This window comes from Mycobacterium sp. 852002-10029_SCH5224772, assembly GCF_001667315.1.
GTDB lineage: Bacteria > Actinomycetota > Actinomycetes > Mycobacteriales > Mycobacteriaceae > Mycobacterium.
Genome location: NZ_LZHT01000018.1, coordinates 1 through 24,743 on the forward strand (window position 1 = coordinate 1; position 24,743 = coordinate 24,743).

At 68.0% G+C, this 24,743-nt stretch carries 27 protein-coding genes and 1 pseudogene; 21 read left to right on the plus strand and 7 right to left on the minus strand.

The features are described from left to right. From A5775_RS05975 to A5775_RS05990, 4 genes are all read right to left on the minus strand, one after another. A partial coding sequence (locus A5775_RS05975) for an MCE family protein (protein WP_067249098.1) occupies nt 1–1,003 on the minus strand: 1,003 nt, incomplete at its 3' end. Beyond that, a complete protein-coding gene (locus tag A5775_RS05980) occupies nt 1,000–2,064 on the minus strand; it encodes an MCE family protein (RefSeq protein WP_067249168.1) in 1,065 nt (354 codons plus the stop codon). The genes A5775_RS05980 and A5775_RS05975, both read right to left, overlap by 4 nt. Further along, nucleotides 2,064–3,089, minus strand: coding sequence for an MCE family protein (locus A5775_RS05985; protein ID WP_067249101.1), 1,026 nt, complete (start codon nt 3,087–3,089; stop codon nt 2,064–2,066). Before A5775_RS05985 ends, A5775_RS05980 begins: the two co-directional genes overlap by 1 nt. Then, nucleotides 3,086–4,351: an MCE family protein gene (locus tag A5775_RS05990; protein WP_067249103.1), complete on the minus strand. Its 1,266-nt coding sequence runs from the start codon at nt 4,349–4,351 to the stop codon at nt 3,086–3,088. Before A5775_RS05990 ends, A5775_RS05985 begins: the two co-directional genes overlap by 4 nt. Before the next feature lie 266 nt (nt 4,352–4,617). On the opposite strand from A5775_RS05990, the gene A5775_RS05995 reads away from it, so the two are divergent. The 9 genes from A5775_RS05995 (at nt 4,618) to A5775_RS06030 (ending at nt 12,479) form a co-directional block, all read left to right on the plus strand. Beyond that, complete coding sequence (locus A5775_RS05995; protein ID WP_082952899.1) at nt 4,618–6,174, plus strand: AMP-binding protein; 1,557 nt, start codon at nt 4,618–4,620, stop codon at nt 6,172–6,174. 104 nt (nt 6,175–6,278) lie between these two features. Further along, a complete protein-coding gene (locus A5775_RS06000; protein ID WP_067249105.1) occupies nt 6,279–7,745 on the plus strand; it encodes an aldehyde dehydrogenase family protein in 1,467 nt (488 codons plus the stop codon). After that, nucleotides 7,742–8,944 carry an amidohydrolase family protein gene (locus A5775_RS06005; protein WP_067249117.1) on the plus strand — a complete coding sequence of 401 codons (1,203 nt, stop codon included), beginning with the start codon at nt 7,742–7,744 and terminating at the stop codon, nt 8,942–8,944. Before A5775_RS06000 ends, A5775_RS06005 begins: the two co-directional genes overlap by 4 nt. Further along, nucleotides 8,944–9,729 (plus strand): SDR family NAD(P)-dependent oxidoreductase, encoded by a 786-nt coding sequence (locus tag A5775_RS06010; RefSeq protein WP_067249119.1) that lies wholly within the window; start codon nt 8,944–8,946, stop codon nt 9,727–9,729. The genes A5775_RS06005 and A5775_RS06010 overlap by 1 nt, the downstream gene beginning before the upstream one ends. A gap of 213 nt (nt 9,730–9,942) precedes the next feature. Further along, nucleotides 9,943–10,050, plus strand: a complete 108-nt coding sequence (locus tag A5775_RS26195) for a hypothetical protein (RefSeq protein ID WP_369827782.1) — start codon at nt 9,943–9,945, stop codon at nt 10,048–10,050. Between the two features lie 17 nt (nt 10,051–10,067). Then, nucleotides 10,068–10,976 carry a cytochrome P450 gene (locus A5775_RS06015; protein ID WP_369827783.1) on the plus strand — a complete coding sequence of 303 codons (909 nt, stop codon included), beginning with the start codon at nt 10,068–10,070 and terminating at the stop codon, nt 10,974–10,976. After that, a complete protein-coding gene (locus A5775_RS06020; protein WP_067249124.1) occupies nt 10,969–11,397 on the plus strand; it encodes a nitroreductase family deazaflavin-dependent oxidoreductase in 429 nt (142 codons plus the stop codon). The genes A5775_RS06015 and A5775_RS06020 overlap by 8 nt, the downstream gene beginning before the upstream one ends. 62 nt (nt 11,398–11,459) lie before the next feature. Beyond that, nucleotides 11,460–12,080 (plus strand): TetR/AcrR family transcriptional regulator, encoded by a 621-nt coding sequence (locus A5775_RS06025; protein ID WP_067249127.1) that lies wholly within the window; start codon nt 11,460–11,462, stop codon nt 12,078–12,080. 102 nt (nt 12,081–12,182) lie between these two features. Further along, nucleotides 12,183–12,479 carry a hypothetical protein gene (locus A5775_RS06030; protein ID WP_067249176.1) on the plus strand — a complete coding sequence of 99 codons (297 nt, stop codon included), beginning with the start codon at nt 12,183–12,185 and terminating at the stop codon, nt 12,477–12,479. 167 nt (nt 12,480–12,646) lie between these two features. On the opposite strand, the gene A5775_RS06035 is transcribed toward A5775_RS06030, so the two are convergent. Beyond that, nucleotides 12,647–13,006, minus strand: a complete 360-nt coding sequence (locus A5775_RS06035; RefSeq protein ID WP_067249179.1) for a hypothetical protein — start codon at nt 13,004–13,006, stop codon at nt 12,647–12,649. A 161-nt stretch (nt 13,007–13,167) separates the two neighbouring features. Between A5775_RS06035 and A5775_RS06040 the strand changes: the two genes are divergently transcribed. The 11 genes from A5775_RS06040 to A5775_RS06090 all read left to right on the plus strand — a co-directional run bounded on the left by A5775_RS06040 (nt 13,168) and on the right by A5775_RS06090 (nt 22,618). Then, nucleotides 13,168–14,499: an alpha/beta hydrolase domain-containing protein gene (locus tag A5775_RS06040; protein ID WP_231995122.1), complete on the plus strand. Its 1,332-nt coding sequence runs from the start codon at nt 13,168–13,170 to the stop codon at nt 14,497–14,499. Then, a complete protein-coding gene (locus tag A5775_RS06045; RefSeq protein WP_067249134.1) occupies nt 14,496–15,539 on the plus strand; it encodes a phosphotransferase family protein in 1,044 nt (347 codons plus the stop codon). The genes A5775_RS06040 and A5775_RS06045 overlap by 4 nt, the downstream gene beginning before the upstream one ends. Then, complete coding sequence (locus A5775_RS06050; protein WP_067249137.1) at nt 15,540–16,754, plus strand: CaiB/BaiF CoA-transferase family protein; 1,215 nt, start codon at nt 15,540–15,542, stop codon at nt 16,752–16,754. After that, the gene (locus A5775_RS06055; RefSeq protein ID WP_067249140.1) at nt 16,751–17,173 is read left to right on the plus strand and encodes a Zn-ribbon domain-containing OB-fold protein; all 423 of its coding nucleotides are present in this window, start codon (nt 16,751–16,753) and stop codon (nt 17,171–17,173) included. The genes A5775_RS06050 and A5775_RS06055 overlap by 4 nt, the downstream gene beginning before the upstream one ends. Continuing rightward, entirely contained in the window at nt 17,170–18,372 is a 1,203-nt protein-coding gene (locus tag A5775_RS06060; RefSeq protein WP_067249142.1) for a thiolase family protein, read from the plus strand. Before A5775_RS06055 ends, A5775_RS06060 begins: the two co-directional genes overlap by 4 nt. A gap of 116 nt (nt 18,373–18,488) precedes the next feature. Continuing rightward, nucleotides 18,489–19,094, plus strand: a complete 606-nt coding sequence (locus A5775_RS06065; RefSeq protein ID WP_067249183.1) for a TetR/AcrR family transcriptional regulator — start codon at nt 18,489–18,491, stop codon at nt 19,092–19,094. Between the two features lie 25 nt (nt 19,095–19,119). Further along, complete coding sequence (locus tag A5775_RS06070) at nt 19,120–20,388, plus strand: cytochrome P450 (protein WP_067249145.1); 1,269 nt, start codon at nt 19,120–19,122, stop codon at nt 20,386–20,388. 29 nt (nt 20,389–20,417) lie between these two features. Next, nucleotides 20,418–20,909 carry a hypothetical protein gene (locus A5775_RS06075; protein ID WP_067249186.1) on the plus strand — a complete coding sequence of 164 codons (492 nt, stop codon included), beginning with the start codon at nt 20,418–20,420 and terminating at the stop codon, nt 20,907–20,909. 14 nt (nt 20,910–20,923) lie between these two features. Then, entirely contained in the window at nt 20,924–21,445 is a 522-nt protein-coding gene (locus A5775_RS06080; protein ID WP_197512377.1) for a carboxymuconolactone decarboxylase family protein, read from the plus strand. Continuing rightward, on the plus strand, nt 21,442–21,987 hold the full coding sequence (locus A5775_RS06085; protein ID WP_067249147.1) for a carboxymuconolactone decarboxylase family protein: 546 nt from the start codon (nt 21,442–21,444) through the stop codon (nt 21,985–21,987). Before A5775_RS06080 ends, A5775_RS06085 begins: the two co-directional genes overlap by 4 nt. A gap of 109 nt (nt 21,988–22,096) precedes the next feature. Then, nucleotides 22,097–22,618, plus strand: coding sequence for a TetR/AcrR family transcriptional regulator (locus A5775_RS06090; protein ID WP_197512379.1), 522 nt, complete (start codon nt 22,097–22,099; stop codon nt 22,616–22,618). On the opposite strand, the gene A5775_RS06095 is transcribed toward A5775_RS06090, so the two are convergent. Next, nucleotides 22,619–23,788: an acyl-CoA dehydrogenase gene (locus tag A5775_RS06095; protein ID WP_067249161.1), complete on the minus strand. Its 1,170-nt coding sequence runs from the start codon at nt 23,786–23,788 to the stop codon at nt 22,619–22,621. A 58-nt stretch (nt 23,789–23,846) separates the two neighbouring features. On the opposite strand from A5775_RS06095, the gene A5775_RS06100 reads away from it, so the two are divergent. Further along, nucleotides 23,847–24,620: an Rv3717 family N-acetylmuramoyl-L-alanine amidase gene (locus A5775_RS06100; RefSeq protein WP_067249164.1), complete on the plus strand. Its 774-nt coding sequence runs from the start codon at nt 23,847–23,849 to the stop codon at nt 24,618–24,620. 1 nt (nt 24,621) lies between these two features. Here the strand turns inward: A5775_RS06100 and A5775_RS06105 are convergent. Continuing rightward, nucleotides 24,622–24,743: pseudogene (locus tag A5775_RS06105) on the minus strand (cutinase family protein); the annotation flags it as partial.

Sequence of the window (24,743 nt, forward strand, 5' to 3'; positions counted from 1 at the left end):
TGACGTTCGCGACCGCCCCGATCGCGTCGCACAGGAAATGCACCGGGTTGGAGAAGTTGTTGATGATGAAGCTGCCCATGGCCCCGGGGGTGTTGGGGTTATAGATGTTGTAGCCGTTGGAAAACGCGGTCGGCGCGGCGTGCAGGATATTTTCCACATCCATCCGGTGATCGACCAGCACCTGCGTGACGTTGGTGAGCCGTTTGATCTGCTCGGCGGTCTTGCCCCGGGTTCCGGCGACGAAGCGCTGCACCTCACCGACGGCCACCGACAGATTCGACAGCGCCGCATCCAGATCCGACCGGCTGTCGTCGAGCACGGTGCTCAGCGTCGTCAGCCGGTTCTGGAACTGCACGATCTGCTGATTGCTGTCGCGCAGGGTGGTGACGAAATGCTGCAAGTTCTTGATGATGTCGACGATGTTGCCGCTGCCGTTGGCCAGGATCCGGCTGATCCCGGACAGCTGCGCAAGGGTCTGGCGCAGCTTCTCGCCGTTACCGTCCAGGGCGTTGGCAGCGGTCGTGATGAACCGGCTGGCCGACGTCGACGAGACGTCGCCGGCCGGGCCCAGATCGGTTGCCAGGCGGGTCAATTGCTCGGTGACCTGATCCCACTCGACCGGGATCGCCGTGCGGTCGGTGTCGATCACGGCACCGTCGCCCATCGTGGGCCCGGCGCCGCGGTGATAGGCGGGGGTGAGCTGGACGTAGCGCGCCGCCACCAGGTTTTGCGCGACGATGATCGCCTTGGCGTTGGCCGGGATCCGCACGTGGCGGTCGACGTGCAAGACCAGCTTGGCCCGGCTGGGCTGCGGCTGCACCGAGGCCACGGTTCCGACCCTCACGCCCGACACGCGGATCTCGTCGCCCGCATAGATCCCCGTCGCCGACGGGAAATACGCGGTGACCGTCAGCGGACGAAGGAACGACTCGCGCACCAGGAATCCGCTCGCGACCAGGAACACCCCGGCCAACAACGCGGCGACGAGTCTGCGCGCGGTCATCGCGAACCACCCGGAATCGCATTGTGCGGCCAGGGGAACAGCGCCCGCGGCATGTTCGGGTCGTTGCGCCGGAACCCCCAGTAGTAATCGAAGAACGGCTGAATCAGCTCGGGGATCGCCAGATTGGGCACAAACGCGTTGTAGTAGAAGCCGTTGGACACCGACTCACCCGAGGTGATCTCGAACTTCTTCAGACCGGGCAGCGCCGTGGACAGATTGTCGCGGTTCTTCTCCAGCATGGCCGCAACGGAATTCAGCCGGTCCAGGGTCGGCTCGAGCTTGGACTCGTTGTCGGCGACCAGTCCGGTCAGCTCCTTGGCAACCGCGGACACGTTGGCCAGCAGCCCGCTGATCGCCTCGCGCCGCCGGACCAGCGTTTCGAGCAGCACGTTGCCGTCGAGGATCAGCGCGTTGACCCCCTGGCTGTGCTCGGAGAGGATGCCGGTGACGTCGTTGGCGCTTTTGAGCAGCGTGTCCAGGGTTTCGCCGCGACTGTTGATCGCCCGCGACAGCCGGGTCAGCCCGTCGAACGTCGGGCCCAGCTGCGGGGCGATCTGGTCGATGGTCGCCGAGAGCGCGTCCAGCGATTGGTTGAGCGTGTCGGTGCTGGTGGCCGCCAGGTTGGTGGTCGCCTCCGAGACGGCCTCGGTCAGCGAATACGGCGACGACGTCCGCGACAGCGGGATGACATCCGACGGACGCAGGAGGCCGGTGCCGGCCGACTCCAGGGTCAGCACCCGCGCGCCCAACAGTGAACCGGTGCGGATATGCGCGGTGGTCAGCGGTCCCAGCCGCACCGTGCCGTGGACCCCGAAATCGACCACGGCCGCGCCGTCGTCGTCCAGCGATACCGCGGAAACCGTGCCGACGTTGACGCCGGAGACCAGGACCTTGTTGCCGGGTTCGAGCCCCCCGGCCTCGGAGAACAATGCCTGGTAACGGACCGTCGTCGCCCAGGACACCAGCCGGTCGGGGGCCAACCCGACGGAGACCACCAGCAGGATCAGCACCGTCCCGATGAAGCCGGCTCGAATGAGGTGTGCGCCACGGTATTTCAGCATCAGGGCTCGGCGCACCTTCCCTCGGTTTGTTTCAGCCAGGGGTAGACCGCCGTGCGGCCCTGCAGATCGGTGACGCGGAACGTCAGCCCACAGATGTAGTAGTTGACGAAGCTGCCGTAGGCCCCGGTGCGGGCCAGCTTGCGGAAGTTGTGGGGCGCCCGCTGCAGCGCATCGTCGAGGCGCCCCTTGCCCTGCTCGAGCAAAGGGGCCAGGCGGTTGAGCTGATCGACCGTTCCGGCCAGCGGCGGGCGCGCGGCGCTGAGCAGGTCGCTCACCGACGCGGTGCCGGTGGCCAGCGCGTGGATGGCGTCACCGATCGGATCACGTTCTTGCGCAAGCTCACTGACCAGGCGCTGCAGGCGCTCGATCGCGCCGGAGAACTGGCCCCCCTGGTCGGCGAGGGTGCGCACCACGGTGTTGAGGTTGTCGATCAGGCTCTCGATGGCCTTGTTCTTCTCGGCGACATTGCTGGAGAACGACGACGTTTTGGCCAGCAGCGACTGCAGCGTCTGGCCCTGGCCCTGGAACACCTGCAGCAGCGCGCCGGCCAGTGCGTTGACGTCGCGCGGATTGAGGCCCCGGATAACGGGTTTGAGCCCGCCGAGCAGCAGGTCAAGGTCCAGCGAGGGCATGGTGTGGTCGATGGAGATCTGGGACCCCGCCGGGAGCACCCGCATCGCGCCGGGCCCGATGATGAGTTCGAGGTAGCGATCGCCCACCAGGTTGAGGTAGCGCACGGCGGCACGGGTTCCGGTGGTGAGCGCGACGTCGTCGTCAGCGTCGAACCCGACCAGCACCTTGTTGTCCGGCCGCAGCGCCACGGTGTTGACCGTGCCCACCCGAATTCCGGCCACCCGCACTGAATCCCCGGGCTTGAGTTGCGAGGCATCGACGAAGATGGCCGAGTACCGATGGGTGGGGCCATTGCGGAACTGGCCGAAGATGAAAAACAGGAATGTCGTCAGCGTCAGCATCACGGCGGTGAAGATGCCGAACTTCACCACGATGCGGCCGGTGCCGGTCATCCCGGTTGCCCGATCTGTGCGGTGTTGCGGGGCGGTCCGTCAAGGGGGCCGTAGAGGAACTGCTTGAGCCCGTCGGAGTTGAGCAGGATTCCCTGTTGTCCGTACTGCCACGGGTTGGCGCCGATGTCGGCGACATCGAACGGCGGGAATGTGTTGTAGGCAACCGGCAATTCGTGCTCACACTGCGGGCCACCCTTGGCCGCGACCTTGGGCAGGTTCTTGGGGAACCGGTAGCGCTCGGCGCCCAGCGTGATGCCACCCAACACCTCGAGACCGGGCACGGGCGTGGGCGGCTGCAACGCCAGCGGGAACATTCCCTTGAGCGAACACGTCAGCGCCTGGTGGTACTCGTTGGTCAGATCGGTCGTCGGCACCAGCAGATGCGTTACCTCGGCCAGCTTTTCGCGATTGGCGCCCAGGACGTCGTTGCCGAGGTCGGCCAGGCCGATCGAGCTGATCAGCAACGCGTCGAGGTTCTGCTGTTCGTCGACGAGGGTCTGGCTGATGCGCGTCGCGCGGTCGGCGACGGTGATCAGGTCGGGCGCGGCGTCGGCGTAGGCGCTGGACACGTCGGCCGTGGCCTCGATGTCGTGGCTCAGAGCGGGCAGGCTCGGCTCGATCTTGCCGAGAAACGCGTTCAGGTCGCTGAACAATTGGCCGAGCCGGGCACCGCGACCGTTTAGCGCGGTGGCCATCGCACCGAGCGTCTCGTTGAGTTTGGCCGGATCGACCTTCTCCAGCACCGAGGTGAGTTGTTGGAACACCGAGTTGATCTCGACGGTGACGCGGCCGGCGTCGAGCACCTGGCCGGCGCGCAGGCGCTGCGGCGACGGGGTCTCCGGGGGAATCAGCTGGATGAACTTGGCGCCGAACGCCGTCGTCGCCACGATGTTGACGAGGACGTTGGCCGGGATGAGCTGCAGCCGGGACGGTTCGAGGGCCAGCCGAATGACGGCCTGGCCGTTGGGTGAATCCTCGATGGAGGCGACGCTGCCCACTTGCGCGCCGTGCAGCTTGACCTTGGCGCCCGGGTTCATCATCAGTCCGGACCGGCCGGCCATCACGGTCACCGGCACGGTGGTGGTGAACCCGCCGCGGAACTGCGTCACCGCCAGCGCGACGATCGCGGCGGCGACGATGACGGTCATTACTCCCGCCAGCGGGCGCGCGTAGCGGAAGGTGGTCCGGCGCTCGGCGGTGGCCGGCGGGTCGGCCGACGGCGGTCGGTGCCCTGCCGGGAGCGCCTGGAAACGTCTGGTCACCTACGCCCCTTCGCCGCAGCAAAGCCCCGGGCGGCCGCACGAAATAGCCGGTGCGGCAAGGCAAGTCGCATGGACATGCCGGCTACAGACCCCCATAACGCTGTCCCGATCCATCGTCATTCCAAGCCAACCGGTCCGCGGTGTGATACAAATCTCACGTAGTAGCGAGCAGAACGATACATCCGCATTACTAGAACTTCAATACTGGTCAGCACGAGAGTGTCGTTCTACGCTGGCCACGGCTGAAGCGTCACCGGAGGAGCAATGTGACCGGTATCCGTGTGGTCGCGCCCGAGTTGGCGCAACGCTACGAGGAGCAGGGCTGGTGGACCCCGGACACGCTCGGGGACCTGCTGGCCCGCGGCCTCAAGGACAACCAGGACACCACGTTTCGCGTCCACTCGTCGGTGCGCCCGTTCACCGGCACGTTCGGCGACGTCGAACTGATGGCCCGCCGGCTCGCGGCCGGCCTGCGAGCGCGCGGCGTCGGCGCGGGCGACGTGGTCGCCTTCCAACTGCCGAACTGGGTGGAGGCGGCGGTCACCTTCTGGGCGTCGGCGTTCCTGTCCGCCGTCGTCGTCCCGATCGTCCACTTCTACGGGCCGAAGGAATTGCGCTACATCCTCTCCAGCGTCCGGCCGCAGGTTTTCATCACCGCCGAGGGGTTCGGGCGGATGACCTACGCGCCCGAGGTTTGCGCCGACGTGCCGACCGTCGCGCTGGTGGGCGACAGCTTTGAGGCGCTGCTGGCCGACGAACCGATGGCCGGCACGCTGGCGGCCGACCCCGCCGGACCCGCACTGATCGCGTTCACGTCGGGCACCACCAGCAACCCCAAGGGCGTGATCCACAGCCATCAGACACTGGGTTTCGAAACGCGCCAATTGCTGGCGAATTACCCTCCGGGGCGCGGCCGGCAACTCACCGCGCTGCCCGTCGGGCATTTCATCGGCATGCTCGGCGCGTTCCTGATCCCGGTGGTCGACGGATGGCCGATCGACCTCTGCGACGTCTGGGACCCGGACCGCGCGATCGACCTGATGGACACCGACGGTGTCGCGCTCGGCGGGGGACCGCCGTACTTCGTCACCAGCCTGCTCGACCACCCGCGGTTCACCGCCGAGCACCTGCGCTACATCACGCACATCGGCCTCGGCGGGTCCACCGTCCCGGCGGCCGTCACCCGGCGCCTGGCCGACCTCGGGATCGTCGTCACCCGCTCCTATGGCAGCTCTGAGCACCCGTCGATCACCGGTTCGCACTATTCCGCGCCCGAGAACAAGCGGCTCTTCACCGACGGCAACGCGCGCACGGGCGTGGAGGTCCGCCTGGCCGACGACGGCGAAATACTGTCGCGCGGACCGGATTTGTTCGTCGGCTACACCGACGCCGCGCTCACCGCCCGCGCCTTCGACGAGGACGGCTGGTACCACACCGGCGACATCGGGGTGATGGATGACGACGGCTATTTGACCATCACTGACCGCAAGTCCGACATCATCATCCGCGGCGGCGAGAACATCAGCGCCCTGGAAGTCGAGGAGGTCCTGCTCGGGATGCCGGCGGTCGCCGAGGCGGTCGTGGTCGCCGCCCCGGATGCGCGGCTCGGCGAGCACGCCGCGGCGGTGCTGCGCATCAAGGCCGGTCAGGTCATGCCGACCCTGGGCGAGGTCCGCGCGCACTTCGAACGCGCCGGGGTGGCCAAGCAGAAATGGCCCGAATCGCTGCACCAGGTGGACGACTATCCGCGCACCGCCAGCGGCAAGGTGCAGAAGTACGTTGTCCGCCAAAGCATTCGGGACGAGCTCACGGGATCGGGGTAGCGGCCCCTCGACGGGCGGCCGCTCCAGGCGATTTGCAGATGAGAGTTGAATATCTGAAGAAAGAAGAATATCGTTCTACCGTCACCTGATCTTTAGGAGTTGACTTGGCGGTAGTCGCGGAGCGGCGGACGTATGTCGCGGGCAGTTGGGTCACCGGCGATGACGTGGTCAGCGTCGAAAACCCCGCCGACGAAAGCCACGTCGCCGACATCACGGTGACACCGCTGGCCGAGGTGGCGCGGGCGATCGCCGAGGCGCGCCGCAGTTTCGACGGCGGCGTGTGGGCCGACGCGGCGCCGAGCGAGCGGGCGCGGGTGCTGCACGCGTTCATCGACTACGTCGAGTCCGCCCGCGACACGCTGGTGCCCACCCTGGTCGCCGAGGCCGGCCAGTCGACGTTCTTCGCCGAGATGACGCAACTGCGCGCGGGCGCGGCCATCGCCCGCCAGACCATCGACCTCTACCTGTCGATGTCGCACGAGGAAGCCAGCCCGGTGCCCGTCGACGATCTGGTGCGCGGGCGGGTCGCTTTGAGCATTCGGCGGCACGAACCCGTCGGGGTGGTCGCCGCGATCACGCCGTACAACGCGGCGCTGATCATGGGCTTTCAGAAGCTGATTCCCGCGCTGATGGCGGGCAATTCGGTGATCCTGCGGCCCAGCCCGCTCACCCCGATCTCGTCGCTGATCTTCGGTGCGGCCGCCGACGCGGCCGGCCTGCCGCCCGGCGTGCTGAGCGTCGTCGTCGAATCCGGCATCGAGGGGGCCGAACTGCTCACCAGCGACCCGGGCGTGGACATGGTGTCGTTCACCGGTTCGACGCTGGCGGGCCGCAAGATCCTCGCCCAGGCGGCGCCGACCGTCAAACGGGTGTCGCTGGAACTCGGCGGCAAGTCGGCGCAGATCTACCTGCCCGACGCCGTGCACCGCGCCGCCGGCGGCGCGATGATCGTGGTCCTGTCCACCGCCGGTCAGGCCTGCGTGGCCGCGACGAGAATGCTTGTGCCGCAGGATAAAAAGGACGAGGTGCTCGACGCGGTGAGCGGTGCCTACGGGTCGATCAAGGTGGGGCCGCCCAGCGACGAGTCGGCCATGATGGGCCCGGTCATCAGCGCCGCCCAGCGCGACAAGTGCGAGCAATACGTCAAGCTGGCCGAAGAACACGGCGGCAAGGTGTTCTGCGGCGGCGGGCGCCCGGCGGGCCTGGACCGCGGCTACTTCTTCGAACCCACCGTGCTCGATTTGCCCAGCAACGCCAATCCGGCGGCGCAGGAAGAGATCTTCGGCCCGATCATCGGCGTGCTGGGCTACCGCGACGTCGACGACGCGGTGGCCATCGCCAACGACAGCATCTACGGCCTGTCCGGCCAGGTGTACGGCGCCGACGCGGCGGCCGCCGTGGCGGTGGCGCGGCGGCTCCGCGCCGGCGCGGTCAACGTCAACACCAGCGTCTTCTCCGCCTACGCACCGAGCGGCGGCTACAAGCAGAGCGGACTGGGCCGCGAACGAGGCCCGGACGGAATTCGCGAATTCCAGGAGGTCAAGCACATGTCGATCGGAGAGTTGAAGTGAGCGAATACGACCTGAACTGGCTGATCTCGGTCGACGACCACATCCTCGAGCCGCCCAACCTGTGGGTCGACCGAGTGGCCGCCAAGGACCGCGACCGCGCGCCGCACATGGAAGTTGACGACTCCGGCATGGACGTCTGGGTCTACGACGGCAAGAGGATGCCCAGCTCTGGCCTGAGCGCCGTCGTCGGCAAGTCCAAGGAGGAGTTCAGCCCCGAACCGCTGAATTATTCGGAGATGCGGCCGGGCTGCTACGACGCCAAGGCGCGCATCGAGGACATGGACCGCTCCGGTGTGCTTGCGTCGCTGTGCTTTCCGACCCTGCCCCGGTTCTGCGGACAGCTGTTCATGGAGGCCAGCGACCGTGAGTTCGGTTTCCAGTGCCTGCAGATCTACAACGACTGGTTGGTGGAGGAATGGTGCGGCGTGGCGCCGGGGCGCTACATCCCGCTGATGCTGATCCCGATGTGGGACCCCAAGCTCGCCGTCACCGAGATGGAGCGGATGGCGGCCAAGGGCGTGACAGCCTTCGCCTTCTCCGAGAACCCGGAACCGTTGGGGCTGCCCACCATCCACGATGCCGACCACTACTGGGATCCGGTCATGGCGGCGGCCAACGAGCTGCAGATGGTGGCGAGCATGCACGTTGGCTCGTCGTCTCAGCTGCCTAGGATCTGCGCGGACGCGCCCTTCATGGCCAACCTCACCTGGGGTGCCACGCGGACGTCGGGGACCATGCTGTCCTGGCTCTTCAGCGGGCTGTTCCAGCGTTACCCGAACCTGAAAATCGCGCTGTCCGAAGGCGAAGTCGGCTGGATGCCGTACTTCCTGGAGCGCGCCGAGCAGGTGCTCGACAAGCAGCGCTACTGGGTGAAGCGCGGGACCAAGTTCATGGGCCACGCGGGTAACGAAGCCGACCTCGACACCCTCGACATCCGGGAGACCTTCCGCAATCACATCTTCGGCTGCATCATCGAGGACCGCCACGCCATCAAGAGTCTGGACGAGATCGGTGAGGACAACGTCATGTGCGAGACGGACTATCCGCACTCGGACTCCACCTGGCCGGACTGCATCGACGTCGCCCGCGACACGATGAAGGACCTGCCGGAGAACGTGCAGTACAAGCTGTTGCGCGGCAACGCCGAACGGCTATACCGGTTCACGCCGGCCGAGCCACCCGTCCTGGCGAGCGCCTGATGGCCGGTGTGCTCGACGGCAAGAGCGCCATCGTCACCGGCGCCGGCTCCGGGGTGGGCCGGGTGTCCGCGCTGCGGTTCGCCGAGGAGGGCGCACGCGTGGTGGCGGCCGACATCGACGTCGGCCACGCGAAAGACACTGTGCGCCAGGTCGAATCGGCCGGCGGCACCGCCATCGCCGTGGGGGTCGACGTCGCCGACGAACAACAGGTCCGGGCGATGATCGCGGCCGCCGTCGACCAGTACGGCCGGCTCGACATCCTGTTCAACAACGTCGGCATCCCGACTCCGCGCCTCGGCATGATCTTCGAGGACCACACCCTCGAGGACTTCAACCGCCTGGTCGCGGTCAACCTCGGCGGGGTGTTCCTCGGAACCAAGTACGCGGTGCTGCGCTTCAAGGAGCAGGGCTCCGGTGGCGTGATTCTCAACACCGCCTCGGTGGCCGGCCTGGTCGGCTGGGGCGGCTCGGTGTACGGCGCCACCAAGGGCGGCGTCATCCAACTCACCCGGGCCGTCGCAATCGAGGCCGCCCCCTTCGGAATTCGCGTCAACGCCATCTGCCCGGCCGCCATGCCGATGACCGGTTTCATGGCGGCGGGCGGGCTGAAGGTCGATGCTGAGCAGCAGGCGGCCATCGCCGAATCGGTCGGCGGGCAGCATCCGCTCGGGCGCGCCATCACCGCCGAGGACTGCGCCGAGGCGGCGCTGTATCTGGTCTCGGACGCGTCCCGCAACGTCACCGGGGTAGCGCTGCCCGTCGACGGCGGATTCGTGGCGAAATGACTGCTCCCGCACTGGATCGCGATCGACTGCGAGAGCTGTTCGACCTGCGCAGCTCCTACAACGCCTGGGCCGGTGGCGCTTACGAGGACGATCCGTATCCGGTGTGGCACCGGCTGCGCGAACAGGGGCCGGTGCTGCCCGGGATCCTCCACGAGCTGACCGGCAGCACCGACACGATGTTCTTCCACGGGCTGCCATACCCCGACAGCCCGCATTTCACAGTGTTCGATTACGACACCTGCATGGTCGTCTACCGCAACCCGGACGTGTTCGCCTCGTCTCCGGAGCCGGTCGACCTCGAGAACGGTCCGCTGGGCCTGACCAACAGCATGCTGTCGATGAACGGCGCGCAACACAAGCGTTATCGCGCGCTGGTGCAACCGTCGTTCCTGCCGGCGAACAGCAAGTGGTGGATTGACAATTGGATCGCCGAGACGGTGGACCTGCTGGTCGACGGGCTCGCCCGCGATGGCCGCGCCGAACTCAACGTCGACTTCTGCGCGGCCATCCCCGTGCTCACCATCACGGGCAGTTTCGGCGTCCCCGTCGAGCAGGCCCTCGACATTCGGGAGGCGCTGGCGCGGGACCCGCAGAAGGTGGTCGACCTCCTCAAGCCGGTCATTGCGGCGCGCCGCGGGGACCCGCGGGACGACCTGATCAGCATCCTCATCCAGGCCGAGCTCACCGACGAGAACGGCGTCACCGACCGGCTCACCGATCGCGAAATCGATTCCTTCGTGCTGCTGTTGCTCGGCGCGGGCTCGGGCACCACGTGGAAGCAGATGGGCACCACGCTGACGACGCTGTTGCAGCGGCCCGAACTGCTCGAGGCGGTGCGCGCCGACCGGTCCCTGCTGCGCCCCGCCATCGAGGAGGCGATCCGGTGGATGCCGACCGACCCCATGTTCTCCCGCTGGGTCATGGCCGACACCGAGCTGGCCGGCGTGCCGATCCCCGCCGGATCCGTCGTGCATCTCGCACTCGGCGCCGCCAACAGGGATCCCGCGCGGTGGGACCGCCCCGACGAGTATGACATCACCCGAAAGTTCAAGCCGTCGTTGGGTTTCGGGCAGGGTGCACACATCTGCCTCGGCATGCACGTGGCCCGCGCCGAGATGACCATCGCGATCTCGGCGCTGCTCGACCGACTGCCCAACCTGCGCCTGGACCCCGACGCCGAGCCGCCCCGCTTCGTCGGGATGTACGAGCGCGGGGCGACCGCCATCCCGGTGGTGTTCGATGTCTGATTACACGCAGCCCGACCTCACCCTGATCGGCGCGGACCATGTGCGCGCCTACCGGGAGACCGGCGGCGAGACCGGCTATCTGTGGAACGGCGTGCCCACACTGCTGCTCACCGTGACCGGGCGTCGCACCGGGCGCGAACTCACGTCGGCGCTGATCTTCGGCCGCGACGGCGACGACTATCTGGTGGTGGCCTCGATGGGCGGCGCACCCATGCACCCGTCCTGGTACGTGAATCTGCAAGCCAATCCGGCGGCCAGCATTCAGGTCCGGGCCGACGAACTCGCGGTCACGGCGCGCACCGCGTCGGCCGCCGAGAAGCCGCGGCTGTGGAAGATCATGACCGACCAGTGGCCCAACTACGACGTCTACCAGTCACGCACCGACCGCGACATTCCCGTCGTTCTCCTCACACCGGCATGAGCACGGCTAGCATTTCTTCGGTGTCACGTGCTGAAGAACGGGCCGCGGAGCGGTCGGCGGCGGTGCAGCGTTCGCGCGAGCGCATCGCCAACCAAGTCAGGCTGATGCTCGACGCCGCCCTGCGGCTGATTCGGGAAAAGGGCGACAGTTTCACCACCCAGGAGCTGGTCAAAGAGGCGGGCGTTGCGCTGCAGACCTTCTACCGCTACTTCGCCACCAAGGACGAGCTGCTGCTGGCGGTGATCGCCGACGCGATGACCGACGCCTGCGTCCGCTGGGCGGACGCCGCCCGCGACCTGCCCGATCCGGTCGCGCGGCTGCGCTTCTACGTCACCGCGGTCATCGAGGTGCTCGACAGCGAGGGCGGCGACGGCGGCACCGCGAAGTTCGTCGTCTCAACGCACTGGCGGCTGCACCGGATTTTCCCCGACGAACTCGCCGAGGCCGAGAAGCCGTTCGTGGATCTGCTCCTCGGCGAGATCAACGCGGGAATCGAGGCCGGGCTGCTGGCGCCGGCGGACCCGGAATGGGCCGCGTGGTTCATCGCCGAACTCGTGCGGTCGGTGTACCACTACTACGCCTACGCGCCGCGCCAGGTCGACGTCAAAGAGCAACTGTGGCAGTTCTGCCTGACCGCGTTGGGCGGGACGGTACGCAAGTCGCGCGGCAGCCGAGCGAAATAGAGGTACGTCATGCCCCATGCGAAACCCGACGAACTGCCCAGCGGCGGAGGGGGACGGTGGCCGTTGGCCGGCGACAACTTCCGGTCGGTGCAGTGGGGCGACATGGAGGTCGGCTACACGACGACCGGGCCGCTGGATTGCACGCAGCTTTATCAGGTCGGCGGGCTTCCCGGTGGCGTATGCCCCTGTCCGCATTACGGATTCGTCTTCGAAGGGTCGATTCGTGCGACCTATCCGAACACCGACTGGCCCGACGAGACGGCGACCGCCGGCGAGGTGTACTTCTTTCCGGCCGGCCACATCCTGATCTATCCGGAGCGGACGCGGGCGCTCGAACTGAACCCGGCGTTCGCGCTGCAGCAGTGCATGGACGCGATGCAACGGGCCGGATCGTCATGACGACCTCACCGGCCGCACCGGCCACGAGGCGGAAGGCATGTGACGAAGTGCCCACCTCTCAGCGACAACTCGGGCGGACCGGTGTTTGTCGCTGAGAGGCGGGCACTTTCCCTTGTGCCTCCGCTCGGGGGCGGCTGTGGCGGATGTGACCACCGCGACGTGTCGGGCTACATGCGGGACAGCGTGAACGGATACGTCTGCGTGCCGGGGGCGCCGTCGCAGCCCGCGGCGAACGAGGATTCGACCGAACCGGCCAGCGTGACGGCATCCCAGGTATAGACGTCATGCGTGGGAATCGTTGGGCCGTAGTAGATGTCGCCACACCGCAGGCCGTCCGGAACATCGACGGCCAACGTGTACCGGCCGTCGGCCAGGTGCGCATCGCCGGCGTAGGGGAAGGCCTTGGCCACCGGCCTGGCGATCGCGTTCACGTGGACACACCCGCCGGGGCACGCGGTGATCGCCCACACCCAGGTGTGAAAGTCGTATCGGCCCTCGATCTGAAGGTCGTAGTTGCCGTATGGCATCGCGGCCCGGGCAACCGGCGGAAGCACCCCGGCGGCGACGGCCAGAATGCCCGCGAAGGTCGAGAACTTCCACGCGAACCGCTGAGAAATCATGACGCTCCTCATCTTCGGTGGCGCCAATCCTACTCGGAGAACGTACTTTTCGATAGATGGTGGCCGGCATGACGCAGTTGCGCGAGCTACCGTGCGGCTCCGGGGTTCCCGAGACCAGCGCCACCCGCCCACCATCTGAGTTCGACGAAGACCTCCCGGAATTCTCCGAGAACTACACCGAGGCCGAGTATCTGCTTGTAGGCACGGCGAATTGCTACACCGGCCCCGCGATCGGACCACCCACGGTGGTCAGCGACGGCCACCGCTACGCCACCCGGGTGTTGGCGCGCTACCCGAACGACCCCTCCCGCTTCAGCGGCCGCGTGGTGGTTGAGCCGTTCAACACCACCTACGGTGTCGACCGCGACGCGTTGTGGTTACACGTCGGCAGCCTGCTGCAGGCGCAGGGCGACGCGTGGGTCGGCATCACCGACCGCGCCACGTCGGCAACGCAACTCAAGGGTTACGACCCCCAGCGGTATGCCGGCGTCGATATCCCGTCGAACGACCTCGCCTGGGACCTGCTGCGGGCGATCGGACTCGCGCTCAAAGAAGGGGGCGAGCACAGCCCGTTGCGTCACCTGCCGGTCCGACACGCCTATCTCGGCGGTTACTCCCAAAGCGGCGTCGACACAGCGACTTTCGCGGCGGCATTCGGCGCGCGGACCCGCCCCGCCTACGACGGCTTCTTTCCGGCCTGCCACGCCGCGAGCCTGACGCCACTGGCAGTGGGGGACGGCCTGCCGCGCTTCGAGTACGCGCCGATGCCCCCGTCCACGGTTCCGGTCGTCGAGATCCAACCGCAAAGCGACGTCGAGGGATTCAGCGTGGACGGGTTCGTCAACCCCGGCGGCGCCTCGGTGCGGCGCGAGGACAGCGACGACGCGGGGGACCGCTTCCGGCTCTACGAAATCGCGGGCGCGCCCCACGCGGCGAAGATTCCCGGCTGCGACGGGAACGCCTCGAGCTTTCCGATGTCGGCGTTCGTGCGCGCCGCGCTACGCAACCTGTTCCGGTGGGCCGAGGACGACATCGCGCCACCCAGCGCGCCGCGCATCGCGCTGAGCGTCGACGGCCAGGTGGCCGAGGCGGCCGTCGACCGGTTCGGCAACGCGATCGGCGGCGTGCGATCACCGTTTCTCGACGCGCCGATCGTGCGCTATGAGGCGCATTCGACACCGGGGCCACTGTGTAAGCTCGCTGGCCGGGAGTTTCCCTTGCCGCACAACGTGCTTACCGAGCGTTACGGCGACATGCAGACCTATCTCGCCGAATTCACGATCAGCCTCGACGCCGCCATCCGGGACCGTTACCTGGTGAAGGAAGACCGCGCGGAGCTCCTGAAAGACCAGACCGCCAAAGCGCGTGCCGCCTTCGCCCGGATGGGTGCGCGGGCATGAGCGTGGCCACCGTCCCCGTGCCGGACAGTCTCGAGCAGGCGCTGTCCGTCGAATGGCTCACCGCGGCCCTGCGGCCGCGATTCCCCGGCATCGAGATCCGCGACGTCCTGCCGGGCCCGGTCGTCGACCGCATCTCCACCAATGCGCGCTTCGTCATCGAATGCGCCGACGGACTCTCACGCGCCCTGTGCGTCAAGGGCTACTTCAACGACATCGGCCGGGCCGCCCGCTACATCGGGGCCCCCGAGGCCCACTTCTATCGGGACCTCGCCGCCGCGACCGGCGTGCGCACCCTGCACAGCGTCTACGCCGACGTCGATCCGCACACCCAACACGGCGTCATCATCACCGACGACGTTGTGGCGCAAGGCGCTACGTTCCTGGACGGTAACAGCCCCTACACTTCCGAGCAGACTGCGCAGACCCTCGCCGAGTTCGCCCGGCTGCACGCCGCGACCTGGGAGTCGGCCCGCTGCGCCGACGCGCCGTTGCTTGCGCCACGGCTGGGCCGCGCGCTCGACGTGTGGGGGCGCTCGACCACCCTCGACATCATCGGCCGCAACTTCGAGGGCCCCAACGGGCAGGGGGTTCCCGCCTCAGTAAGCGATCCACAACGGCTCGTCGACGCCTACCGCGCCCTTGTCGAGATGCACGCGGGGGCCTGGTGCGTCATCCACGGGGATGCCCACGTGGGCAACGTCTTCCTCGACGCGGGCGGCGCCGGCTGCCTCGTCGACTGGCAACTCGTCCAGCGCGGCGGGTGGTACCTCGATGTCGGCTACCACATCGCCTCCACCCTGACCGTCGACGAACGCCGGCGCACCGAGCGAGACCTGTTGCGGCGCTACCTCGACGCGCTCGCCTCGCACGGGGTCACGCCGCCGCCGTGGGATGAGGCCTGGCGTGCCATCGCTTTCGGCATGCTGCACGGGTTCTTTCTGTGGGGCATCACCACCAAAGTGCAGCCGGCGATCATCGCCACCCTGCTGCACCGGCTCGGCACCGCGGTGGCCGACCACGACGCTTTGAGGAGGACGTGAATGGACGCATTCGACGCATTCCAGGGACTGCGCGTCGTCGAGCTCGCGCAATGGGTCTTCGTCCCGGTGGCCGGCGCGCTACTGGCCGACTGGGGCGCCGACGTCATCCGCATCGAACGCCTCGAAGGCGACCCCTACCGGGGGCTGGCGACACAGGGCATCGGCACCGACCGCGACGGCGTGAATCTCTCGATGGCCCTGGCCAATCGCGGCAAGCGGTCAATCGCGCTGAACCTGCGTCACGATGCCGGCGTGGCCGTGCTGCACGAATTGCTGTCTACCGCAGACGTTTTCCTCACCAGCCTGCGCCCTGGCGCGCTGGCCCGGCTCGGGCTGGACGCCGACACGCTGCGCGCCCGGTACCCAAGCCTGATCTACGCCCGCGGTCACGGCTTCGGGACCCGCGGCCCGGACGCCAACCAGCCCGGCTACGACAGCTCGGCGTTCTGGGCGCGCGGGGGAGTCGGCCACATCCTGACCCCGCCCGAACGCGACTACCCGATCAGCCAGCGCGGCGCGATGGGCGACCGAAACGGCGCCATGGCACTGGCTTTCGGCATCGCCGCCGCCCTGCTCAAGCGGGCGAACACCGGCACCGGCTCCGTCGTCGACGTCTCGCTGTTGGCCACCGCCATGTGGATGCTGTCCTCGGATCTGCTCGCGGTGCTCAACGGCGGCGAGGCCGGACCCGTGGGCGGCCGCGGTCCGCAGGTCAACCCGCTCACCGGCAACTATCGCACCAAGGACGGCCGACACATCCAGCTGATGTTCCTGCAGGGCGACCGCTACTGGGCCGAGTTCTGCCGCCTGGTCGGCCGAGACGACCTGATCGAGGATGCGCGCTTCGCCGACATGGCCGCCCGGTGCGCCAACGGCGCAGCCTGCGTGGCCGAGCTGGACGGCGTGTTCTCCCGCCACACCCTCGCCGAATGGAAAGAGCTGCTGGCCAAACTCGACGCCCCCTGGGCCCCAGTGCAATCCGTGTCCGAGGTGATCGAGGACCCGCAGGTGATCGCCAACGGCTACGTGGGAGAGGTGCGGCTCGAGGGCGGCCAGTCCTACCGGTTGCCCGCCGTGCCCGTGCAACTCGATGAGCAGGCACCGCCCCTGCGCCGCGCGCCTGAGCACGGCGAGCACACCGAGGCGCTGCTGTCCGAGCTCGGCTACGACTGGGACCGAATATCCGAGCTGGCCGACCAAAGGGTGATCCCGTGAGCGCTCGGCCGCTGCCGGTTCCCGACGAAACCTCGGCCCCGTTCTGGGCTGCCGCCGCCGACCACGTCCTGACCGTGGCGCGCTGCGCGCGGTGCGGGAAGTTCAGCATGCCCCCCGACGTGGTGTGCCCCCATTGCCACGCAACCGATCCCGGTTTCGAGTTCACCCCGGTCAGCGGGCGCGGTGTCGTCCGATCGTGGACGGTGGTGCGGCAAGCCTTCCTGCCGGGCTTCGACGCGGACCTGCCTTTCGTGCTCGTCGACGTCGAACTCGCCGAACAGGCCGAGCTGCGGCTCATCGGCCGCTTGCTCGACGGCCCCAAAGTTCTGGACGCGGACCTGCGCGTCGGCGGCGCTGTCACGGTCGGTTTCGAGGACCTCGCACCAGGTGTGGCCGTCCCCGCATTCGAGCTGGCGTGAGCGCCCGATTCGCGGCGAGCAACAAGGTCGCCATCGTCGGCTACGGACACAGCCAGGTGTGCCGCCGCGCCGAGCGGCCGCTGGGGGTGCTGGCCGTGGACACCGCGCGCGCCGCCATCGCCGACGCGGGACTGCGCCTTGACCAGATCGACGGGTTCGTCAGCTCGAGCCTGCTGCCCAGCGCGGGCGGCCAGGCCGCGGACGACGGCGTGAGCACGGTGTCCTCGACCTGGCTCGCCCAAAACCTTGGCGCCGCACCGCGTTACGTCGCCGGGTTCGACGGCATCGGCCAGATCACCGGCTCGGTCGCCATCGCGGTCAACGCCATCGCCAGCGGCGCCGCGGATTACGTGCTGCTGCACCGCGCGCTGCACAACCCTGCCGGGCGCTACCACGCCAACCCGATGCGCGAGGCGCGCGGCCCGCAGCAATGGACGGCACCCCAAGGATTTTTCGGTCCGCTCGCCATGATCGCCCTGCCGCACAACGAATATCTGCAGCGCTTCGGCGCGCGACGCGAGTCGATGGCGGCCGTGGCGGTGGAGGCGCGCAAGAACGGCGCACGCATCCCGTGGTCGTTCTGGCACGATCGCCCGCTCAGCGCCGACGAATATCTCTCCGCGCCAATGCTCTTCGATCCGGTCTGCCGCTATGACTGCGACATCCCGGTCGACGGGGTCGCGGCGTTCGTGCTCACGTCGGCCGATCGGGCGAAGGACCTGCCACACCGCCCGGTGTACATCGCCGGCTACGCCTCCGGGATGCCCGCCCGGCGACGCCTGCCCTTGCACTGGCCGCTGGACGACATCGTCGAGGGCGGCACGCAAATGACGCGGCGACTGTGGGAACACGCCGGAATCTGCGGCGCCGACATCGATTTACCCCAGGTGTACGACGGCTTTTCGCTGTTCGTCTGGCTCTGGCTGGAGGTGCTGGGCCTCTGCCCGCCCGGCGAGGCACACCGCTTCGTCGAGGCCGGCGGCATCGACAGCGACCGCCCGGACGGTATCCCCGCGCTGTCGGGGGGCGGCGCGCTCGGCAACGGACGCATGCACGGCATCCCGCAGATGCTCGAGTGCTACCTGCAGCTGGCCCGGCGCGCAGGCGACCGACAGCGCGAGCGCGCCACCACCGGGCTGGCCGGCCACTCCTCGCCTCACTTCGGTGGCGCGGTGGTCTACAGTTCCGAGCCATTTTGAGAGTTGCGCTCTTTGAATCATCAGAATATCGTTCTACTGTTACTGGCGTTTAGGGAGTCGTTGTGACAGTCCCGTCGGAGTCCTGGGTGGAGCGCGCTGTCGATCGGTCGGCGGCCGTGCAGCGTTCCCGCACCCGCATCGCCAACCAGGTGCGGTTGATGCTCGACGCCGCCCGGCGGCTCATCCAGGCGAAGGACGACTTCACCACCCAGGAATTGGTGGCCGAGGCCGGGGTGGCGCTGCAGACCTTCTACCGGTACTTCGCCTCCAAGGACGAACTGCTGCTGGCGGTCATCGGAGACGCGATGACCGAGGCCTGCGACCGCTGGGCCACGGCCGCCGCCGACCTGTCAGATCCCATGGACCGCTTGCGGTCTTACATCACCGCGCCGCTGCAGCAATTCCACGGCGACAGCGAAGAAGCGGCGGGCATCCGGTTCATCGTCTCCGCGCACTGGCACCTGCATCGCATCTTCCCGACCGAACTCGCCGAGGCCGAGCAGCCGTTCGTCGAACTGTTGCGGGCCGAGGTCGCGGCCGCCGCCGAAAAGGGGTTGCTGCGCCCGCGAAATCCCAACTGGGACACCTGGTTCATCGTTGAGCTGCAACGCGCGATCTACCACTACTACGCCTATGCGGCCAGAACCGACGAGGACCTGAAGGCCACCGAGGAAAGCCTGTGGCAATTCTGCAAAGCCGCGCTCGGAGCGGCGCGAACATGACCGCCGATCGCCAAGGAGGGTGCCAGTGAACGACTTTGACGACTTCGACTTCTTCACCGACCCGACGCTCGTCCCCAACCCGCATCCCTATTTCGACTACCTGCGCGCCAAGGGGCCCGTAGTAACCGAGCCCCACCACGGGGTGGTCGCCGTCACCGGGTACGACGAGGCCATGGCGCTCTACAAAGACGTCGACTCGTTCTCCAGCTGCATCGCGGTGGGCGGCCCGTTCCCGCCCTTGCCGTTCGAACCCGCCGGCGACGACATCGGCGCGCTGATCGACAAGCACCGCGCGCAAATGCCGCTGCACGAGCACATGGTGACGATGGATCCCCCGGAGCACACCCGCGCCCGATCGGTGCTGAGCCGGCTGCTGACGCCGGCACGCCTGAAGGAGAACCAGGACTTCCTGTGGAGCCTGGCCGACCAGCAGCTGGACGAGTTCGTCGGGCGCGGCGAATGCGAGTTCCTCGATGCGTATTCCAAGCCGTACGCGTTGCTCGCCGTGGCGAACCTGCTCGGTGTGCCCGAGGCCGAACACAAGGAATTCCGTGCCGCACTGGCGAATTCGCACACCGCAGGCAACCTCGACCACGATCCGGCCGCGATCAACCCGCTGGAATTCCTCGACGAGAAATTCAGCTTCTACATCGAGGACCGCCGCCGCGAGCCGCGCGGTGACGTGCTGAGCGATCTCGCCGCCGCGCGGTACCCGGACGGGTCCACACCCGAGGTCGTCGACGTCGTGCGTGCCGCCACCTTCCTGTTCGGAGCCGGCCAGGAAACCACCGCCAAGCTGCTCGGCGCCGCGCTGCAGATCCTGTGCGACAGGCCAGATTTGCAGCAGGCGCTGCGCGGGGACCGCAGCCTTATTCCCATCTTCATCGAGGAGGCGCTGCGAATGGAGGCCCCGGTCAAGACGACTTTCCGGTTGGCGCGCAAGTCAACCCGGGTGGGTGACGTCGACATCCCGGCCGGCACCACGGTCATGCTGTGCCCGGGAGCGATCAACCGCGACCCCGACCGCTTCGAAGAACCGCACGAATTCCGGCTCGACCGCGGCAATGTGCGCGAACACATCGCGTTCGCGCGCGGCGTGCACAGTTGTCCGGGTGCGCCCCTGGCCCGCGTCGAGGGCCGGATCTCGCTGGAGCGCATCTTGGACCGGATGCGCGATATCCACATCAACGAAGCCGTCCACGGCCCTGCCGGCGACCGCCGCTACAGCTATGCGCCGACCTACATCCTGCGCGGCCTCACCGAGCTGCACCTCCAGTTCACGCCGATCACCTAGGCGGTGACGGAGTGCGGCGGTTGATCTCGATGGCGGCGCTTCCGGCGTTGATGTTCGCCGGCGCAGTGGCGCCGCCGGCCGCCGCGTCCGGTGACCAGTGGGGCCTCAACGGCACCTACCGGGCGATTTCCAACGGCGACTGGGCGAAAACCAACGACATCTACCACAACGAAGCCAGCGTGCGGAGCACGTGGACGATCAGCACGACGTGCAGCACCCCCCTCGAATGCACCGGCCGGGTGACCAGCGACCTCGGCTGGAGCGCCGACGTGGGCCTGCATGGCAGCGAATACGTGGTCAAGCGCGACATTCCCAATTGGGAGCCGTGCCCGAACGGCGCCGCCCGAACGGGACACCAGATCTACCGCTTCTATCCGGTCGACGAGAGAGGCTGGGTGGCAACCGATTCCACCTCAACGACGCTGGCCGGCGTGGATCAGACGTCGGGGGATAGCGGCGCGTGCGGCATCAATAAGGCGTTGGTCATCTCGCTGCCGTTCCGGCTGGACAAAGTGAGCTGAACTAGAGTCGAGGCGTGACCCGCATGCCGCTCGCCGTCGCCGACGAGCAACCCGAACACCTCCGGCAACTCCTAACAAGACCCGACACGCTCGACGTGCTGCGACTGATCGCCAACGCCCCGAACGTGTTTGAGAGCTGGTCGCAGATGGCCGGCCAGCTATTCCAAAGCCCGACCTTCACCCCGCGGATGCGCGAAGTGATCATCCTGCGGGTGGGACACCTGCAGGACTCGCCCTACGAACTCGCCCAGCACGTCATCTTCGCCCGCGCCGCGGGGCTCACCGACCACGAGATCGACGCGCTGACCGGCAAAGGGGACCTCGACGCGGCGGGGTTCAGCGGCGACGAACGCCTCGTCATCGACACCGTCACCGAGCTGTGCACGACCCGCCACCTGTCCGACGACTCGTTCGCCGCGGCCCACGCCCTGCTCGGCGACGAGGCGCTCAGCGAAATGCTGATGATCGTCAGCTGCTACTACGGCCTGGCGCTCGTGCTCAACGCCGTCGACCTCGACATCGACGCTCCCGCATGACCCGCATCCCGTACCGCCAACCCGAGGACATGCCCGAACTCGCCCGCGAATTGACCGCGCGGCGGGGCAATCTCAACGTCTACCGCGCCCTCGCCAACGCCGAGCAGGTGTTCACCAGTTGGATGGTGGCCGGCGACGCCGCCCTGACCAGCCCGGTGCTGCCCAGAAGGCTTCGCGAACTCATCGTCCTGCGCACCGCGTACCTCATGGACTGCGCCTACGAGCTCGGCCAACACAGAGACGTCGCACAGACGGTCGGCATCGACACCGACAGCATCGACGCGCTGACCTCCGAATCCGATTGGCAAACCGGCAATTTCGATCCCACGGAGCTGGCCGTGCTGCACCTGACGACCGAGCTGGTCACCACGCGCCGCGTCGCGGCACCGCTTTTCGCCTCAGTGCACACGGCCCTGGGGTCGGAGGCCACCATCGAGGCGTTGATGGTCATCAACCGCTACGCGGGCCTGGCGCTGATGCTTAACGCGCTCGATGTGGACCTGGATGAGACCGCCCGCCTCCCCGTGCCGCCGACGAAATAGGGCTGGCCTGCGGTTCCCCCGCCAGACCAATCACCCTTCCCGTAACCTTCACGGTGTGGTGGTGCGCAAGCAGCCGTCGACCCGCCTGTCAGCCGAGGACTGGCTCGAGGTGGGTTACACCGTGCTCGCCGAAGAGGGCGTGCGCGCACTCAAAGTCGAACGCCTCTGCCAGCAGGCCGGTGTCACTCGCGGCAGCTTCTACTGGCATTTCGAGGACATCGACCACTACCGGGCCGCACTCGTCGAATCGTGGAACAAATTTCTCGAACGCGACCGCCAGGCGCTGTCCAAGCTCGACGAGCTGCCGCCCCGGGAACGCCTGTCGGCCCTGACGCTCACCCTGGTCAGCCCCCAGTACTGGATGCTCGAACGGGCGATGCGCGAATGGGCCCGCCTGGACCCGGTCGCCGCCGAGAATATCCGCGCCGCCGACCGGCTGCTGCTGCGCACCGTGGTGAAGGCCTACTGCGACTACGGTTTCAGCTTCGAGGACGCCAAACTGCGCGCTGAATTGACCTTTGCCGCGGGAATCGGGTTGCTGCATCTCACCAGTTCGGCCGAACAGGCCCAATCGCTGGCTCAACGGGAACGGTTCCTGACCGTGATGCTGGGCGAGCCGGAGACGGCCTAGTCAGATCATGGAGATCGGTGAGATCTTCGCGCCGATAGCCAACGCGCCGGCCAACTCTCGGCTCGTGTCGTAGTCGAACACCACATGCCCCGCGGCGATGTCCACGTCGCGCTTGGCGCGCTGCAAGGGGCTGGACAGAAAGTGGACGCTGGCACCGGATGCCTCCATCAGATCGGCGATGATCGCCCGGCACTCGTGCACGGTACGGGCGGCCGCCAGCCGGGCGTCGGCGCGCACCGCCCGGCTCACCCGCTCGCCGCTGACGACGATCGTCTCGATCTCGTCGGCGGTCGCGGCGATCAACGCCCGCAGCGCGCTCAACCGCACCCGCGCATCGCCGAGCCGGATCTGCGCGGCGGGCTGATCCTTTTGCGCCACCCCGCTGTAGGCCAGCACCCGCCCGCCGAGCCGCTCGGCGAAGAGCTCGGTCACCCGTTCCGCGGCCCCGAGCACCGGCATGGACGCCGTCAGCGCCAGCGCGGGCACCATCGGCCACCGATACGTCGGGACCCCGTGCTCACGCGCGCCCGGCGCCGTGCCGCCGTAGATGTCGGCCACGGCGACCAACCGATGCTCGGGCACCAAGACGTCGTCGAGGACCAGATCATGCGACCCGGTGCCGCGCATGCCCGCGGTGTGCCAGGTGTCGACGACCTCGACCTGGCCGGCGGGCACGACGACCAGCGCCGGATCGATCCTGTCCGGGCGCTCGATCAGCGCGCCGACGATCATCCAGTCGGCATCCATCGCCCCCGTCGCCCACGACCACCTCCCGGTCACCCGAACGCCGCCGTCAGCCGGGACGCCGCGGCCGGTGGGGGCCAGGGGAGCGGGCGCCAGCACCGGTCCCGACGCGAACACCTCCGCCTGCACCCGCGGATCGAACAACGACAGCATCCAGTTGTGCAGCGCGTAGAAACCCAGCGTCCAGGCGCTCGAGGCGCAGCCGTGCGCCATCCGCCGAATCGGTTGCAGCAGTTCGGGAAACGAGGCTTGCAGGCCGCCGAACCGCGCGGGGAGCAGCAACCGGAACAGGTCGGTCTGTCTGAAATCGTCCACCGTCGCCGCGGGCAGGCGCCGCAACCGCTCGGCCTCGTCGGCCCGATCGGCCAGCCGCGCAACGAATTCGTCGGTGATGCCGTGCAGGGGGCGGCTGTCGACCACGGACATGCCGCCGACCCTAACATACCTTTTAGTATGTAAAGGTGTCGGTTGCTACCATCGCGCGGTGAGCGATCGCCCGCATGCGCTGCGATCCATTGCGCGCCGCGACGTCCTGAAGATCGCCGGTGTCATGCCGGCGATCCTGGGCGCCGCCGCGGTCATGCCCGCCCCGCGCGCGGCCGCCGGTGTCGCCGGGATGTCCGTCTTCCTCGACCCCGGCCACAACGCCGTCAACGACGCCTCGATCAACCAGCAGGTTCCCAACGGCCGCGGTGGCACCAAGCCGTGCCAAACCTCTGGCGCCGCGGCCGACGACGGCTATCCCGAGCACGCGTTCACCTGGGCGGTGGTGGGGCTGATCAGCGGCGCGCTGAACCAGATGGGCGTTCGCACCCAGCTGTCGCGCGACAGCGACGCCGGCGTCGGCCCGTGCATCGACCAACGCGCGGCGGCCGCCAACGCCATGCGCCCGGACGCGATCGTGAGCATCCACGCCGACGGCGGGCCCCCATCGGGCAGCGGATTCCACGTTAACTACTCGAGCCCGCCGTTGGGCGACGTCCAAGCCGGGCCCGCCGTGCAGCTGGCCCACGCGATGCGGGATGCCTTGGCCCAGTCAGGGTTACCGCCGGCCAACTACATCGGCTCGGACGGTTTGTACGGTCGAGACGACCTCGCCGGGCTGAACCTGGCTCAGTACCCGGCGGTCCTCGTCGAACTCGGCAACATGAAAAACGCGAGTGACGTCGCGCGGATGGAAAGCGCGGACGGCCGGGCGAGATACGCCGTCGCCGTCACCCAGGGCATAGTCGCGTTCCTCAACTCCAAAGCCGGCTGACTCAGCTGCCGAAGCCCCCGCCCGTCGGTGGCGGCGCCGGGGCGGCCCCGCCCGTGCCGAGGTGGCTGGAGGCGAAGGCGACGCCTTTGTCGATGATGGAGCCGTCGTCGGCGTAGGTGTCGT

Bases quoted from the DNA above. Each gene is read 5' to 3' on its own strand.
- A5775_RS05980 (WP_067249168.1), bottom strand. From the start codon at position 2,064: ATGCTGAAATACCGTGGCGCACACCTCATTCGAGCCGGCTTCATCGGG.
- A5775_RS05985 (WP_067249101.1), bottom strand. From the start codon at position 3,089: ATGACCGGCACCGGCCGCATCGTGGTGAAGTTCGGCATCTTCACCGCC.
- A5775_RS06010 (WP_067249119.1), top strand. From the start codon at position 8,944: ATGGCCGGTGTGCTCGACGGCAAGAGCGCCATCGTCACCGGCGCCGGC.
- A5775_RS06015 (WP_369827783.1), top strand. From the start codon at position 10,068: ATGAACGGCGCGCAACACAAGCGTTATCGCGCGCTGGTGCAACCGTCG.
- A5775_RS06020 (WP_067249124.1), top strand. From the start codon at position 10,969: ATGTCTGATTACACGCAGCCCGACCTCACCCTGATCGGCGCGGACCAT.
- A5775_RS06030 (WP_067249176.1), top strand. From the start codon at position 12,183: ATGGAGGTCGGCTACACGACGACCGGGCCGCTGGATTGCACGCAGCTT.
- A5775_RS06035 (WP_067249179.1), bottom strand. From the start codon at position 13,006: ATGCCATACGGCAACTACGACCTTCAGATCGAGGGCCGATACGACTTT.
- A5775_RS06040 (WP_231995122.1), top strand. From the start codon at position 13,168: ATGACGCAGTTGCGCGAGCTACCGTGCGGCTCCGGGGTTCCCGAGACC.
- A5775_RS06045 (WP_067249134.1), top strand. From the start codon at position 14,496: ATGAGCGTGGCCACCGTCCCCGTGCCGGACAGTCTCGAGCAGGCGCTG.
- A5775_RS06050 (WP_067249137.1), top strand. From the start codon at position 15,540: ATGGACGCATTCGACGCATTCCAGGGACTGCGCGTCGTCGAGCTCGCG.
- A5775_RS06075 (WP_067249186.1), top strand. From the start codon at position 20,418: ATGGCGGCGCTTCCGGCGTTGATGTTCGCCGGCGCAGTGGCGCCGCCG.
- A5775_RS06085 (WP_067249147.1), top strand. From the start codon at position 21,442: ATGACCCGCATCCCGTACCGCCAACCCGAGGACATGCCCGAACTCGCC.
- A5775_RS06095 (WP_067249161.1), bottom strand. From the start codon at position 23,788: ATGTCCGTGGTCGACAGCCGCCCCCTGCACGGCATCACCGACGAATTC.